Annotated in this window: 12 protein-coding genes; 11 read left to right on the plus strand and 1 reads right to left on the minus strand. The window is 73.7% G+C overall.

What is annotated here, in order from left to right; translation table 11 throughout:
- Positions 1-6 precede the first annotated feature (6 nt).
- The 7 genes from FXF51_RS32360 (at position 7) to FXF51_RS32390 (ending at position 12,510) form a co-directional block, all read left to right on the plus strand.
- The gene (locus FXF51_RS32360) at positions 7-2,442 is read left to right on the plus strand and encodes a PEP/pyruvate-binding domain-containing protein (RefSeq protein ID WP_148438474.1); all 2,436 of its coding nucleotides are present in this window, start codon (positions 7-9) and stop codon (positions 2,440-2,442) included.
- 33 nt (positions 2,443-2,475) lie between these two features.
- Positions 2,476-4,503 (plus strand): phosphate acetyltransferase, encoded by a 2,028-nt coding sequence (pta, locus tag FXF51_RS32365; RefSeq protein ID WP_148438475.1) that lies wholly within the window; start codon positions 2,476-2,478, stop codon positions 4,501-4,503.
- Positions 4,504-4,650: 147 nt separating this feature from the next.
- Positions 4,651-5,169 (plus strand): flavodoxin family protein, encoded by a 519-nt coding sequence (locus FXF51_RS32370; RefSeq protein WP_148438476.1) that lies wholly within the window; start codon positions 4,651-4,653, stop codon positions 5,167-5,169.
- Positions 5,170-5,262: 93 nt separating this feature from the next.
- Positions 5,263-7,707, plus strand: coding sequence for a cation-translocating P-type ATPase (locus tag FXF51_RS32375; RefSeq protein WP_148438477.1), 2,445 nt, complete (start codon positions 5,263-5,265; stop codon positions 7,705-7,707).
- 357 nt (positions 7,708-8,064) lie between these two features.
- Positions 8,065-8,721 (plus strand): CBS domain-containing protein, encoded by a 657-nt coding sequence (locus FXF51_RS32380; protein WP_148438478.1) that lies wholly within the window; start codon positions 8,065-8,067, stop codon positions 8,719-8,721.
- A 55-nt stretch (positions 8,722-8,776) separates the two neighbouring features.
- Complete coding sequence (locus tag FXF51_RS32385; RefSeq protein ID WP_148438479.1) at positions 8,777-11,731, plus strand: ATP-binding protein; 2,955 nt, start codon at positions 8,777-8,779, stop codon at positions 11,729-11,731.
- A gap of 65 nt (positions 11,732-11,796) precedes the next feature.
- Positions 11,797-12,510: a helix-turn-helix domain-containing protein gene (locus FXF51_RS32390; RefSeq protein WP_222871560.1), complete on the plus strand. Its 714-nt coding sequence runs from the start codon at positions 11,797-11,799 to the stop codon at positions 12,508-12,510.
- On the opposite strand, the gene FXF51_RS32395 is transcribed toward FXF51_RS32390, so the two are convergent.
- Positions 12,492-13,070, minus strand: a complete 579-nt coding sequence (locus FXF51_RS32395) for a dihydrofolate reductase family protein (RefSeq protein WP_148438480.1) — start codon at positions 13,068-13,070, stop codon at positions 12,492-12,494. The genes FXF51_RS32390 and FXF51_RS32395 overlap by 19 nt on opposite strands.
- A 180-nt stretch (positions 13,071-13,250) precedes the next feature.
- Between FXF51_RS32395 and FXF51_RS32400 the strand changes: the two genes are divergently transcribed.
- The 4 genes from FXF51_RS32400 to FXF51_RS32415 all read left to right on the plus strand — a co-directional run.
- Positions 13,251-13,532 carry a metal-sensitive transcriptional regulator gene (locus FXF51_RS32400; RefSeq protein ID WP_148438481.1) on the plus strand — a complete coding sequence of 94 codons (282 nt, stop codon included), beginning with the start codon at positions 13,251-13,253 and terminating at the stop codon, positions 13,530-13,532.
- A 28-nt stretch (positions 13,533-13,560) separates the two neighbouring features.
- A complete protein-coding gene (locus FXF51_RS32405; protein WP_148438482.1) occupies positions 13,561-13,770 on the plus strand; it encodes a heavy-metal-associated domain-containing protein in 210 nt (69 codons plus the stop codon).
- A complete protein-coding gene (locus FXF51_RS32410) occupies positions 13,767-14,717 on the plus strand; it encodes a hypothetical protein (RefSeq protein ID WP_148438483.1) in 951 nt (316 codons plus the stop codon). Before FXF51_RS32405 ends, FXF51_RS32410 begins: the two co-directional genes overlap by 4 nt.
- Before the next feature lie 21 nt (positions 14,718-14,738).
- Positions 14,739-14,996, plus strand: a 258-nt coding sequence (locus FXF51_RS32415) for a cation transporter (RefSeq protein ID WP_148438484.1), incomplete at its 3' end; no start/stop codon positions are given.

Raw genomic sequence — 14,996 nt, forward strand, 5'->3', positions numbered from 1 at the left:
AGCGCGATGGAACTGATCCCGCTGTCCGGCATCGACGCCTCCATGATCGACCTGGTGGGAGGCAAGGCCGCCGGGCTCGGAGAGATGATCAAGGCGGGCGAGCGGGTGCCCGGCGGCTTCTGCGTCACGGTCGAGCCGTACCGGTCGGGGCAGCTTCCCGAGCGGGAGCTGGCCGAGGCCTACCAGCGGCTCGGCGGCGGGCGGGTGGCCGTCCGCTCCAGCGCCACCGCCGAGGACCTGCCGGAGGCCAGCTTCGCCGGCCAGCAGGACACCTACCTGAACGTCGAAGGCGCGGGCGAGCTGATCGGCGCGGTCCGCCGCTGCTGGGACTCCCTGTTCACCGAGCGGGCCGTCGCCTACCGCGCCGCCGCGGGCATCGCCGACGCGGCCATGGCCGTGGTGGTGCAACGCATGATCGACCCGGTCGCCGCGGGCGTGCTGTTCACCGCGAACCCGATCACCGGCTGCCGCGCGGAGACGGTCGTGGACGCCGCCCCCGGCCTGGGCACCGCCGTCGTCGAGGGCAGCGTCGTTCCGGACCACTACGTTCTCGGCGAGCACGCGCCGATCGCGGCGGACCCGCCAGGATGCCTGGACGCGGAGCAGCTCGAACGGCTGCGCGCGGCCGGAACGCGCCTGCAACGGCACTTCGGCTCGCCCCAGGACGTCGAATGGGCCATCGACGCGGACGGCACTTTGCGGCTGCTGCAGTCGCGGCCGGTCACCACGCTCTTCCCGCAGCCGCCCGACACCGGCGACACGCGGCTCTACCTGGAGATCGGCCACGTACAGGGCATGCTGCGCCCGTGCACCCCGATGGGGGTCTCGCTGCTGAAGGCGGGTGCGGCCCTGTGGTTCGAGGCGGCGGGGGCCAGGGTCGACCGGCGTGACCCGCTGCCCCGGCTGGTGCCGATCGGCGGGCGGCTCTACTTCGACGTGACCGACTTCCTGCGCAACAAGGGCATGCGCGGGCGGCTCGGCCCCTCCCTGGAGATCTACGGGCCGCGCGTGCAAAACGCGGTGCGCCACATGCTCGACGACCCGCGCTTCGCGCCCCGGCCTGGCCTGCCGTTCCACCGCGGCAGCGCGATCAGGGGCACGCTCCGCCTGCTGCCCGTGGTGGTCGCCGGGGTGGTGTCGAGCCTGGCCGCGCCCGCGCGTGGCCGCGCCCGCGCCTTCCGCGGCGTCGCCGAGATCAAACGGCTGCTCACCCCGCCGGGAGAGTCCGCGACGGCCGCGGAACGGCTGCGCTGGGTGATCGAGGACTCCCACAAGCCGATCATGAGCATCGACATGCACGGCATACTCGGGCCGCTCAGCGCGGGAATGATCGCCGGGACGATCCCGGCCGCGCTGCTCAAGGGCGTCGCCACCGAGGAGGAGCTCGGCACCGTGCTCGGCGGCATGCCGTACAACGTGACCACGCGGATGGACCTGGAGCTGTGGAGCCTGTCCGTGCGCGCCCGCGAGCACCGCGACCTGTTCCTCGGCACCCCGCCCGAGGAGCTCGCCGCCGCCTACTTCGCGGGCGAGCTGCCCGACGTCGGCATGGCGGGCTTCCTGCAGAAGTACGGCATGCGCGCGGCGGCCGAGATCGACGTCGGCGTGCCCCACTGGGACGAGGACCCGGCGCCGCTGTTCGCCACGATCGCCAACTACCTGCGGGTCGACGACCCGGCGCAGGCGCCCGACCGGCGCTTCGCGGCGGCGGCGGCCAGGGCCGAGGCCATGATCGTGACGCTGTCGCGGCGGGCGCGGCGCAGGCGGCCGGTGCGCGGCCGGCTGGCCGTCTTCTTCATGCGCCGCTCCCGGGAGCTCACCGGGCTGCGGGAGATCGGCAAGTTCGCCTGGCTGCCCGCCATCCAGGCGGCCCGGCGGCAGCTCCTGCTCGTCGGCGCCGACCTGGCCGGCCGCGGCCTGCTGGAGCGCGGCGACGACATCATGTTCCTGACGCTCGGCGAGGCGCGCGAGGCCGTCCGCGACGGCGCCGACCAGCGGCGCCTGGCCGCCGCCCGGCGCGCGGAACACGAGCGCGAGCTGCGCAGGCCCGCCGTGCCAGGCGCCCTGCTGTCCGACGGGACCGACGTGGAGACGCTCGCCCCCGCGCCGCCCGCGCAGGACGGCGTCCTGACCGGGATGGCCGGCGCCGCCGGGCGGGCCACCGGCAGGGCGCGGGTCATCCGCGACCCGCAGGGCGCGCGCATCGAACCGGGCGAGATCCTGGTCGCGCCCACCACCGACCCCGGCTGGACACCCCTGTTCATGACGGCCGCCGGCCTCGTCACGGAAACGGGCTCGCAGGTGGCGCACGGCCCCACCGTCGCCCGCGAGTACGGCATCCCCGCCGTCATCTGCGTCCGCGACGCCACCCGCGAGATCACCACCGGGCAGCTCATCACGATCGACGGCGTGGCGGGCACCGTGCGGCTGGAGCCCGAATGACGGGGGCCTGCGGGCGCCGAGAAGAATGAAGCCATGACGCGTGCTGTGTACATCGCTGCGGGTGAGGCGGGAAGCAACAAGGGAACCGTCGCCCTGGGCCTGGTGGAGCTGCTGTCCCGGCAGGTCGGGACGGTGGGGGTGTTCCGGCCCGTGGTGCGGGCGGGCCGGGAGGACGCCCTGATCAACACCATCCGGAGCAGGTTCCAGCTCGCGCTGCCCCACGAGGCGTACGCGGGCGTCACCTACGACGAGGTGCACGCCGACGTGGAACGGGCGGCCGGCGACGTCGTGGCCCGCTACCGTGCCCTGGCCGGGCGGTGTGACGCGATGGTGGTGGTCGGCACCGACTACACCGACGTGGGGGCGCCGACGGAGTTCGGGTTCAACGCCCGGCTGGCGGCCGACCTGGGCACGCCCGTGGTCAACGTGGTGAGCGGCAGGGGCAGGACCGCCGCGCAGATCGGCGCGGCGGTCGAGCTGTCGGCCAGGGAGCTGGCCCACCACCACGCCCGCGAGCTGGCCGTGGTGGTCACCCGCGCCGCCGGGCCGCTCACCCTGGAGCACCCGACGCCGGTGTTCGTGCTGCCGGAGACGCCGTCGCTGCGCGCCCCGGCGGTGGCCGACCTGCTCGACGCCTGCGACGGCCGGCTCTACCTGGGCGAGCGCGACGGGCTCGGCCGCGAGGCCAGCGCGCTGATGGTGGGCGCCATGTCGCTGCCCGGCATCCTCGACCGCCTCACCGAGGGCGCCGCCGTCATCATCCCGTCCGACCGGGCCGCCGCGCTGCTGCCCGGCCTCATCGCGGCGCACACAGCGCCGGGCTTCCCCGCCCTGTCGGCCGTGGTCCTCACCGGCGGCACCGACCTGCCCGCCCCCGTCGGACGGCTGCTGCGCGGCATGACGATCCCGCTGCCGGTGATCGCCACCGACCACGACACGTTCGACACCGCCACCCGGCTGTCGGAGGTCGAGGGCCGCTTCACGCCCGAGGCGGGCGGGAAGATCGACACGGCGGTACGGCTGTTCGCCGAGCACGTGGACGGGCCGCTGCTGCTCGAACGGCTGGACATCGCCAAGACCGACGTCGTCACCCCCCTCATGTTCGAGTACGAGCTGCTCGACCGGGCCCGCGCCCGCCGCAGGCACATCGTGCTGCCGGAAGGGGAGGAGCCACGCATCCTGCGCGCCGCCGACACCCTGCTGCGCCGCGGCGTCGCCGAGCTCACCCTGCTCGGCGACGAGGAACGCATCCGGGTCAGGGCCGCCCAGCTCGGCCTCGATCTGGCGGCCGCCCGGGTGCTCAGCCCGTTCGACGCGGAGCTGCGCGAACGGTTCGCCCAGGCGTACGCGAAGGTACGCGCGCACAAGGGCATGACCGTCGAGCTGGCCCGCGACACCGTCACCGACGTGTCCTACTTCGGCACGCTCATGGTGCACACCGGCATGGCCGACGGCATGGTGTCGGGCGCCGCGCACACCACCGCGCACACCATCCGGCCCGCCTTCGAGATCCTGCGGCTGGGCCTCGTCTCCAGCGTGTTCTTCATGTGCCTGGCCGACCGGGTGCTGGTCTACGGCGACTGCGCCGTCAACCCCGACCCGACCGCCGAGCAGCTCGCCGACATCGCCATCGCCTCCGCCCGCAGCGCCGCCCTGTTCGGCGTCGAACCCCGCATCGCCATGCTGTCGTACTCGACGGGCGTGTCCGGCGCGGGCGCCGACGTCGACAAGGTCCGCGCCGCGACCGAGCTGGTCCGCTCGCGCCGCCCCGACCTCCAGGTGGAAGGGCCGATCCAGTACGACGCCGCCGTCGACCCCACCGTGGCCCGCGCCAAGATGCCCGACAGCCGGGTGGCAGGCCGGGCCACCGTGTTCGTGGTGCCCGACCTGAACACCGGCAACAACCTGTACAAGGCGGTGCAGCGGAGCGCGGGGGCCGTCGCGGTGGGGCCGGTGCTGCAGGGGCTGCGCAAGCCGGTCAACGACCTGTCCCGGGGCGCGACCGTGGCCGACATCGTCACGACCGTCGCCGTCACCGCCGCCCAGGTACGCGACGACTGACCGCTCCCGGGACCAACGGCGCGCCTTCACGGGACTTCCTGCCCGGGTGACGCGGACCCGCCGCGACGAGAGTGGAGATGGGCGCCGGGCGGGTCAGGAGCCGCTCGAACCCGTCCCGCCCCATGACAACCCGATGGGAGACGCGTGATGGACGCGCTGGTCGTGTACGAATCGATGTTCGGCAACACCAAGCTGATCGCCGAGGCGGTCGCGGAGGGGCTGGCCACCCGCATGCGCGTCGAGGTCGCCGAGGCCGGCTCGGCGCCCGCGGCGGTGGGGGCGGAGTTCGGGCTGCTGGTGGTGGGCGGGCCGACGCACGCCTTCTCCATGAGCAGGGCCGCCACCCGCCGCTCCGCCGCCCAGCAGGCCACCGCGCCGCTGATCTCCAGGGGGGACGGGGTGCGCGAATGGCTCACCACCCTGCGCACCTCCTCGGCCGGGCTGCTCTCGGCGGCCTTCGACACCCGCATCGGCAAGCCGCGCATGCCCGGCTCCGCCGCCCGTGGGATCGCCAGGCGGCTGCGGCGCCTCGGGATCAGGGCCGTGGCGCCGGCGCAGGGGTTCTACGTGTCCGGGACGGAAGGGCCGCTGGTGGCCGGAGAGGTGGAACGGGCGCGGCAGTGGGGCGAGAGCCTGGCGGCGTCGTTCCCCGTCGCGACCGTGTGAGAGGCACCACCGCATGGGACAGGGCCGAAGGTCCCATGGTGTCAGGGCCTTCGGCTCCCGCGCGTCCGCCGTACAGGGTGATCTATTGGAGGCATGGACGCTCCCACGCCCGCCCTGACCGGGCTCGCCGACGACGAGGCCACCCGGCTGCTGGCCGGACACGGGCGCAACGAGCTGCCCGAAGCGAGACGGCCGTCCCTGGCGGCGCGGGCGGCGCGCCAGCTCGCCGACCCGCTGTCCGTCCTGCTGCTGATCGCCGGCCTGGTCACCCTCGCCGTCCTGCGCGAGGTGCCGGAAGGCGCCGCGATCCTGGCCATCCTGCTGGTCAACGTGGTCATCGGAGTGACGCAGGAGGTCAAGGCCGAGCAGGCGGTACGCGCCCTGCGCACGCTGACCGCGCCCATGGCCAAGGTCCGGCGCGGCGGCACCGTCCGGCGGATCCCGGCGGCCGAGGTGGTGCCGGGGGACGTCATCGAGGTGGCGGCGGGCGACCGGGTGCCCGCCGACGGCCGGGTGGCGGAGGCGGTCTCGCTGGCGGCCAACGAGTCGATGCTGACGGGAGAGTCGCGTTCGGCGGCCAAGCGCGCCGGCGGGCACACCGACGGGCCCCTGGGGGACCGCGACGGGGAGCTGTTCTCCGGCACCATGGTGGTGCGCGGCTCGGGAGTCGCGATCGTCACCGCCACCGGCGCGGGCACCCAGATGGGCGCGATCGCCTCCGCGCTGCAGGGGCCCGTGAAGGGGCCGCTGGAGGTGGAGCTGGCCAAGGTGTCCAAACGGGTCGGCGTGCTGGCCGTCGTCGCCGGCGTGGTGATGGTGGCGCTCGGCTTCACCAGGGGCGGGATCGCGCCGTTCGAGCTGGTGCTGGCTGGGGTGGCGCTGGCCATCGCGGCGGTGCCGGAGAGCATGGCGGCGGCCGTCACCACCGCGCTGGCGCTCGGGTCGCAGCGCATGGCCAGGCTCGGCGTCATCGTGCGCAGGCTGTCGGCGATCCAGGCGCTCGGCGCCACCACCGTGATCGCCTCCGACAAGACCGGCACGCTCACCACCGGCCGCCTGGCCGTGCAGGACCACGTGGCCGTGCGCGGCGCTGACCTGTGGCGGGCCGCCGTACGCTGCAACGACGCCCGCGACGGGCTGGGCGACGCGATGGACGTCGCCCTCGCGAACGCCGCCGCCGAGCACGGAGTACGAGCGGACGAGCCGAGACTGGCCACCCGGCCCTTCGACGCCGACACCCGCTCGATGGCCGTCGTCACCGGCGGCCAAGACCTCTCCACTGCCCCCGTGCTCACCGTGAAAGGCGCCCCCGAGGTCGTCCTGGCACTCTGCGAGCCGGGAATGGAGACCGACCGGCTGACCGCCGCCGTCCCCGGCCTGGCCAGAAGAGGGCTGCGGGTGCTGGCGCTGGCCGAGGCCGACACCGACGACCTGGACGCCGAAGGACTGCGGCCGGTGGGCCTGGTCGGGCTGAGCGACGAGATCCGCCCGTCGGCCCAGCAGGCGGTGGCGGACGCGCGACGCGGCGGCATCCGCGTCATCATGGTGACCGGCGACCACGCCGACACCGCCCGCGCCGTGGCCGAGGAGGTCGGCATCGACCCGGACCCGGTGGTGACGGGCGAGACCCTGAACGGCGACGACCGCCCGTCCCGGCTGCGCGAGGCGGGCGTGCTGGCACGCGTCGACCCGGCCACCAAGCTGGACCTCGTGCACGCCCTGCGCGACGGCGGCGAGATCGTCGCGATGACCGGCGACGGCGTCAACGACGCCCCGGCCCTGCGGCACGCCGACGTCGGGGTGGCCATGGCGGGGGAGGAGGGCACCGACGTGGCCCGCGAGGCCGCCGCCGTGGTCGTCACCAACGGCGAGCTCGGCACCATCGTCACCGGCGTGCGCGAGGGACGCCGCCTGCACCGCAACGTCGCCTCCATGATCGGCTACCTGCTGGCGGGGAACCTGGCGGAGATCTTCCTCGTGCTCGTCGGCCTCTTCCTCTGGCCCGACCTGGTCATCCCGCTGCTGCCGGTGCACCTGCTCTGGATCAACCTGGTGCTCGACGGCATCCCCGCCATCGCCCTCGGCGTCGACCGCGCCCCCGGCGACCCCCTCGCGGCCAGCCCGTCCAGGGACGGCCTGCTGTCACGGCGGGTGCTGACCCGCATCGCGGTGCGCTCGCTGATCGTCGGCCTGCTCGTGGTGGCGGCCGTCGAGGTCGCCCGGCGGCTCGGCTGGAACGACACCATGGTCAGGACCCAGGCCGTGCTGACCCTCGTGTTCGCCCGGCTGACGCTGGCGTACGTGGCGCGGGCCGGACGGTGGACGTTCGAGCGCGGCTGGTGGCGCGGCCGGGCCGTGCTGGTCGCCGTCGCCGGGACGGCCGCGTTGCAGGCGCTGGTCACGCTGGTGCCCGCGCTGGGCGCCCTGCTCGCGCTCGCCCCGCTGCCGCCGGTGGGCTGGGCCATGGCCGTGGGCGCCGCCGTCCTGACGCCGCCGCTGTGCGACCTCGTGCGGAGGTGGGGCCGGACGTCCCGCTAGGCAGGGGACCTTCGGCCCTACCTGCGCGCCGCCCGTACGGCGATCATGAATGCGGGCACCCGCCGGGGAGAAAGAACGACCCCCATCCCCGGGGCGGTCCCGTCCGACGGCAGAGCAGCCGGGGAGTGACCGGCAGTCACGATGGCGAGCCCGGCCGGGCGGACGGGGCCGCCTTCTCACCTGGCGGGTGCCTCCGCGTCGCCCCTCGCTCGACGGCCGGCCGCGCTCACCACCGGGCCCGGCGGCCCCCACGACCGGTGGAATGCGGGGACTTTCGCCCGGGCCGTCGGGACCTTCGCCGCTGACCGCGCCGCCTGCCGTCCGCGAGCCTGGGACGTGGAAACGAGGTGGGAGAACATGTCGATCGAAGTCAAGGACGTCATGGGACGAGTCGCCATCGCGGTGCCGGCGGACGCGTCGTTCGCCGACATCGTGGCCGCGATGAAGCGGTTCGCGGTGGGCGCGGTCACCGTGATCGACGCTGACCGCCGCCCGATGGGCGTGGTCTCCGAGGATGATCTGCTGCTCAAGGAGATCGACACGGTACGGCACAGCGTGTCGATGTTCGAGTCCGGCAGGCAGCGGCGCGAGCACGAGAAGGCCGCCGGCGTCACGGCGTCCCAGCTCATGACGTCCCCGGCGATCACCGTCACGCCGGGCGCCGGCCTGCGCGACGCGGCCAGGCTCATGCACGACAGGCGCGTCAAGCAGCTACCCGTGATCGACCCGGTCAGCGGGCGCATCGTGGGCACCCTGCACCAGCGGGACGTCCTGCGCGTCTTCACCCGGCCCGCCGGCGAGCTGGAGGCCGACGTCCGGGCCGCGCTTCCGGCGAGCGGGACGTTCACGGCCGGGACGGAGGCGGGCGTGGTGAAGATCGGCGGGCGGGTGCCGAGGAGGTCCCAGGTGATGGCGCTCGCCGAGGCCGTTCGCAAGGTCGAGGGTGTGGTGGACGTCGTGTGCGAGGTGGTCTGCGACGACGACGACCTCGTGGTCGTCCCGCCACTGCTGTAGGAGCGGCAGGCCTACGGCCAGGCGCTCCACCACCTGAGTGCGGCAAACTGGGGCGATGGGGACAGCAGAGGAGATCTCGCCTCGGGAGGCCGGGGTACTGGAACTGGTCGGGGCGCATCTCAGCAACGCCGAGATCGCCGCCCGGCTGTTCATCTCGGTGCGGACCGTGGAGAGTCACGTCTCCTCGCTGCTGCGCAAACTGGAGGCGCCGGACCGGCGGGCGCTGGCCAGGCTCGCGCCCGTTCCGGCCGGCGCGGGCCCGTCCCGGCCGGTGCTGCCTGCTCCGCTGACGTCGTTCGTCGGACGGGTGAGCGAACGGGCCGAGCTGGCCGGGACGATCAGGGCGCACCGGCAGGTGACGGCGATCGGACCGGGCGGGGTGGGCAAGACGCGGCTGGCCCTGGCGGTGGCCGCGGAGGTGGCGGGCGAGTTCGGCGACGGGGTGTGGTTCGTCGATCTGGTGCCGGTCACCGACCCTGGCATGGTCGCGGCGGCCGTCGCCGGGGCGCTGGGCCTGGGCGAGCAGCCGGGCCGGGACCTGACCGCGTCGGTGCTGGCCGCGCTGGCCGACCGTCATGTGCTGCTGGTGCTGGACAACTGCGAGCACGTCGTGGACGGCGTGGCGCTGTTCCTGGAGCGGCTGCTGGCGGCCTGCCCTCGCGTGACGGTCCTGGCGACCAGCCGGGCCCGGCTGATGGTGCCGTTCGAGCGGGTGTCCGTGGTTCCGCCGCTGTCGCTGGACGCCGATGGCGGGTCGGACGCGGTCGCGTTGTTCATGGAGCGGGCGGCGGCGGTGGGGCGGCCACTGGATCGGCCGCTGGATCGGTCGCAGCGCGCACAGATTGTCTCGATCTGTGCGCGGCTGGACGGGATGGCGCTGGCGATCGAGCTGGCCGCCGCCCGCTACCCCACGCTCGGGTTCGACGGCATCACCGCCGCCTTGTCGCATCCGTTGCGGATGCTCACCGGGGGCTCACGGGCCGATGAGCGGCATCGTTCGGTGCGGGCGGCGCTGGATTGGAGCCATGCCCTGCTGGAGCCGGCCGATCGGGAGTTGCTGCGGTGGGTGTCGGTGTTCGTGGCGCCGTTCACCGCCGGCGCGGCGGCGCAGGTGACGGGGCAGGACGAGGGGCTGGTCGCCGATGTGCTGGCCCGGCTCGCCGAGCAGAGCCTGCTGACGGTGACGGCGTCCATGGGCAGGACCGAGTACCGGGCGCTGGAGACCATCCGCCAGTACGGGACCGAGCGGCTCGACGAGGCCGGTGAGCTGGCCGGCGCCCGGTCCCGGCACCTGCGCTGGTGCCTGGCCGAGGCCGCCGCCCTGGCCGCGCCACGACCGGACCGGCACGCCCGGCCTGACGTTGCGCCGGACCGGCGCGCTTCGTCTGACGTTGTGCCGGACTGGCGCGCTTCGTCTGATGTTGCGCCGGACTGGCGCGCTTCGTCTGATGTTGCGCCGGACTGGCGCGCTTCGTCTGACGTTGCGCCGGACTGGCGGGCTCGGTTCGACCTGGTGGCGGACGATCTGCGCGCGGCTCTGGCATGGGCGGCCGAGCGTCCGGAGCAGCGCGTGGACGCGTTCGAGCTCGCCCGGTGCCTGGCGGAGCTGACCTTCACCCGGCACCTGCCCGACGAGTCCCAGCGGCGCTACGAGCAGGCCGCCGCACTCGCCGCCGGCCCGGCCGCCGCCGCGTCGATGCTCCGGCAGGCCGCGGCCGTGGCGGGGTGCCGGACGGCCGGTGACGACATGTACCGCCTGCGCCGCGCCGCCGCGGACGCCGCCCGCGCGTCCGGCGACCTCGCCGGCGCCGCCGCCGACCTGGCGAGCGCCGCCACCATCGCGTTCCGGTTCTCGTCCACGTTCGTGCGCCTGCCGTCCACCGAGGACGCGCTCGCACTGATCACCGAGGCGCGGGAGGCGGTCGGCGGCGATCCGGCCGCGCGGGCCGCGCTTGCCCTGGCTGAGGCGGCGGTGCTCGCGGACGCGTTCGGCGCCGTTCAGGGGCCGCCGGGCAACACCGTCCCCGAGACCATGGCCCATGCCGGGCGCGCGGTCGAGCTGGCCCGCAGGACCGGCGACCCGCTCGCCGAGTCGGCCGCGCTCGACGCGCTCACCGGTGCGCAGAGCTGGGCCGGCGACACGTTCGCCACCGCGGCCACGGCGCGGCAACGGATCGCCCTCCTGTCGCCCCTGCCGGTCTCACCGGCCGCCACCCACGAGCTGATCGACGCGCTCGGCATGGCCAGCGAGGCAGGCCTCGGAGCGGGAGACCTGCGGGCCGCCCGCCGATGGGCACGGCAGTTGGCCGACCACCCGTCGCTGGCGGAGGCCGGTCACCGCGCCACGTGCCGGCTGCTGATGGTCGCCGCGCTGGCGGGCGACGTGGACGAGGTGCTCGCCGGCAGCGTCCGGTACCGCGACGCGTGGCGGCGGGGAGGCAGCCCCGCCCGGTCCATCCTCGCCCCGGCGGCGGCCGGGGTGGCGATGGTCCACGGCCTGCGCGACGACGAGGACGCCAGGCGCGAATGGCAGGAGATCGTGGTTCAGCTCGGCAGCTCGCCGGAGCATGTCCACGGCTACGGGGCGGTCTTCGACGCGATCCTGCTGCTGCACCAGGGGCGGGCGGCGGAGGCACTGGAGCGGGTGGCTCCCGAGCCCCGGCAGGTGTGGAAGTGGGTCACCTGGATCTGGCACCACTGGTACGTCGCCCTGCGCAGCGAGGCCGCCGTGCTCGCCGGAAGCCGCGACGCCCGCGCCGTCGTGGCCGAGGCCCGCGCCGTCGTGGCCGGGAACCCGGTCGCCGGCGCCATCGTGGAGCGGGCCGGAGCCCTGCTCGACGGCGACCGGGAGGCGCTGCTCGGCGCAGCGGACGCGTTCGACGCCGCCGGCTGCCCCTACCAGTCCGCGCGGACGCGCGTGCTCGCCGGCGGCGAGCACGCCGGGCGCGGCGCCGCCGCCCTCGCCGCTCTCGATCTCGCCCCGATGAGAGCGACCGGCCGGGGACGGTGACCTGTCGAGGGCGGCTGTCCTGGATCTGGCGGTAGCAGGTCTCACGGGCCCGGTATTCTCCTGCCGTGGTGGCACTGCGGTTCGAGACGCGCTCGTCCGACTCGCCGTGGATCGACACCGTGTGGAGTTGCACGAGCGAGCACGTCGCGGAGATGACCTCCGTCGCGACGGTGTGCTGGGGCTTGGTGTTCTGGGAGCACGAGGGCATGGCGCACGCGAACATCACCGGCCCCGAGACCGGGGCCGGCACCGCGCCGGTGCCGCAGGGCGCGACCTTCGTCGGCATCGAGTTCGCGGTGGGCACGTCGTTGCGGGCCGTCCCCACGCCTGCCCTGGTCAACGGGGGCGTCGAGCTTCCTGACACCACGCGCGAGACCTTCCGGCTGGACGGCGTACGCCGGCGTTCTCCAGGCCTGGACGACGCCGAGGCCCTGGTCGGACGGCTGGTCCGCGACGGGGCCCTGATCCGCGACCCGCTCGTCGCCGACGTCCGAGAAGGTCGCCGTCCGGCGGCCTCGGCACGAACGGTCGAACGCCGCTTCCGCGCGGCGACGGGGCTGCGCCAGGGCGCCGTACGGCAGATCGAACGCGCGCGCGGCGCCGCGGCGCTGCTGGCCGCCGGCGTGCCGGCCGCCGAAGTCGTCACCAGGCTCGGGTACTTCGACCAGCCGCACCTGGCCCGCGCGCTGCGCCGGTACGTCGGGCGTACGGCGCGGCAGCTACGCGAGCGCACCGGCGGCGCGCTCGCCCTGGATCTGGATCAGCTCACGACGTCGTAGATCAGCTTGACGATCCCGTTGGGGTAGGACTCCGACGCCCGGAGGGCCAGCGCCTGCTTGTCCCTGTCTGCCCTGCTGAACAGGCTCTTCCCGGCTCCGAGCAACACCGGGAACATGAGCAGGTGGTACCGGTCGATCAGGCCCGCCTCGGACAGCCGCCGGGTGAGCTCGGCGCTGCCGTGGATGAAGATCGCGCCGCCCTCGCCCTTCTTCAGCCCGGCGACGTCGTCGGCCGACCGCAGGATCGTCGTCGGCCCCCATCCCTCGACGAGGGCGTCGTCGGACAGCGTGGCCGACACCACGTACTTGGGCAGTTCCTTGTAGGCGGCGTGGTCCTCGGAGTCGCGCCAGATCGGCGCGAACGCCTCGTAACTGCGGCGGCCGAACATCAGCGCCGTCGTCTCCACCAGCTCCTCGCCCTTCAGGGAGAAGGCCTCGGGCAGGAATTCGATGTCCTTGACCACCCAGCCGCCGCTGCGGTGCTCCTCGCCGGGCCCGCCGCCCGGGGAGTCCACGACGCCGTCAAGTGAGATGAATCCGGTGTAGACCAGATCACGCATGTGCTGTTCTCCTCAGGGTCATGGTGCCATGACGACGCGGTCGCGGGGTGCCGCGCTCATATTACGGACCGATCAGGGCAACCGTCTTGTACGAAAACGGCAAACCGGATTCACGTTGCTCGAAATACCATAGGGGGGTATGGTGTTGTCATGAGCGGCTGATCGTGGAGAGGGGTGGACATGGCCGGATACACCGGTAACAAGCAGGACCACGCGATGCGCCTGCGCCGCATCGAGGGGCAGGTCCGTGGTCTGCAGCGGATGGTCGAGGACGACAAGTACTGCATCGACATACTGACGCAGGTGTCGGCGGCGACCAGCGCGCTCAAGTCGTTCTCCCTGGCGCTGCTCGAAGAGCATCTGGCCCACTGCGTCGCCGAGGCCACGCAGAAGGGCGGCCCGGAGGCGGAGGCCAAGGTCAAGGAGGCCTCCGACGCCATCGCACGGCTCGTTCGTTCCTGACCCCCACCGGATTGAAGGAGAGACCGATATGAGCACCACCACCTACACCGTCAACGGCATGACCTGCGGCCACTGCGTCAGCTCGGTCAAGGAGGAGGTCGGCGAGGTCGCCGGCGTCACCGGCGTCGAGGTGGACCTGGCCACCGGCCTGCTGACCGTGGACAGTGACGGCCCCGTGGACCCGGCGAAGATCGTCGCCGCGGTCGAGGAGGCCGGGTACGAAGTGGCGAACCAGTGAACACCGCGGCGAAGCTCGGCGCGTACGCCCTGGGCCTGGCCGTCGTCTTCGGCGGCGCGTTCGGCGCGGGCAAGGTGGTGGGGCCGGTCGGCACGCCACCGGCCGAGGACCATGCAGCCATGGCGACGGCGACCCCGGCCGGGGACCACGCCGCCATGTCCACCGGCAGCGGCGAACAGGTGAAGGGCGATACCCCCGGGGGGCTCCAGGTGTCGCAGGGCGGCTACACGCTCAACCTGATCACGTCGATGAAGGCCGGTGTGCCCGCCGATCTCGCGTTCACCGTGATAGGCCCCGACGGCAAGCCGGTCACCGGCTATGAGGTGGCGCACGACAAGAAGCTCCATCTCATCGTCGTCTCCCGCGACCTGACGAGCTTTCAGCACCTGCACCCCGAGATGGCGGCCGACGGCACCTGGTCGGTCAGGCTGACCCTGCCGGAGGCGGGCGCGTACCGGGTGTTCGCCGACTTCGCGCCGACCGGCGGCGACGGGCTGACCCTGGGGGCCGACCTGTCCGTGCCCGGCGACTACCGGCCCGAGGCGCTGCCGCGGGAGAGCCGCACGGCGACGATCGACGGGTACGAGGTCACTCTTGACGGCGACCTGACCCCGGGGCAGTCCAGCAAGCTCACTCTCAAGGTCGGCAAGGACGGCGAGCCCGTCACCGACCTGGAGCCCTACCTCGGCGCCTACGGTCACCTGGTGGCCCTGCGCGCCAGGGACCTGGCGTACCTGCACGTGCATCCCGAGGAGAGCGAGAAGGCGGGCCCCGAGATCGTCTTCTACGCCGAGGTGCCCAGCACCGGCGACTACCGGCTGTTCCTCGACTTCCAGCACGACGGCAAGGTCCGCACGGCCGACTTCACCCTGAGCGCGGGCGAGCGGCAGCAGGAGCCGACGCCGAAGCCGTCGCCGAGCGCGCACGGCGACGATCACAGCCACTGAACGAGAGGAAGGTGAACGGTGATGTCCCAGGTCACCGGTGACCGGCAGAACGCGGTCGAGCTCTCCATCGGCGGCATGACGTGCGCGTCTTGCGCGAGTCGGATCGAGCGCAAGCTGAACAAGCTGGATGGTGTGACGGCGACGGTCAATTACGCGACGGAGAAGGCGCGGGTGACGTTCCCGGATGGGATCGCGCCGGAGCGGTTGGTGGCGGAGGTGGAGAAGGCCGGGTACACGGCCGAGTTGCCGGCCGCCGCGCCGCCGGTGCCCACACCTGGT

The organism is Nonomuraea sp. PA05, from assembly GCF_008086045.1.
Taxonomy (GTDB): Bacteria; Actinomycetota; Actinomycetes; order Streptosporangiales; family Streptosporangiaceae; genus Nonomuraea; species Nonomuraea monospora.